General features: G+C 67.3%; 1 protein-coding gene. It reads left to right on the top strand.

Translation table 11 applies throughout. From position 1 onward, the window contains the following. On the top strand, nt 1–443 hold a 443-nt coding region (locus DBR44_RS19405), incomplete at both ends, for a contractile injection system protein, VgrG/Pvc8 family (protein ID WP_199731121.1).

Here is a 443-nt window from a genome sequence, read left to right as displayed (position 1 = left end):
AGACGGCCTGACCGATTGGTCGGCCGCGCGGCAGGTGGTGTCCGGCAATGTGGCGCTGGCCAGCTTCGACTACCAGCCGGTGGCCACCCAGCACACCGGCGACCAGAGCCGCATCCAGCAAGGCCGCAGTGGTGATGCACTGCAATCCACGCTGCAGGATTACGACCCGCAGTCGCTGTACTACGCCAGCGATGCCGAGCAGCTCAGCCAGTACGCCCAGCTGCGCCAGCAGGCACACGATGTGCAGGCCAAGCAATTCTCCGGCAGTGGCTCGGTGCGCAGCCTGCAGGCCGGCCAATGGTTCCGGCTGGACGAGCATCCGGCGCACGAGGGCGACGGCAGCGAGCAGCGCGAATTTGTGGTCACCGGCCAAACCTTCCGCGCCAACAACAATCTGCCGGGCGATCTGGCCAGCAGCCTGCGGGGCTTGCTGGGCAACGACG

The organism is Aquitalea sp. FJL05, assembly GCF_003852595.1.
Taxonomy (GTDB): Bacteria; Pseudomonadota; Gammaproteobacteria; order Burkholderiales; family Chromobacteriaceae; genus Aquitalea; species Aquitalea aquatilis.
This window is presented reverse-complemented; position numbering and strand designations above follow the sequence as displayed.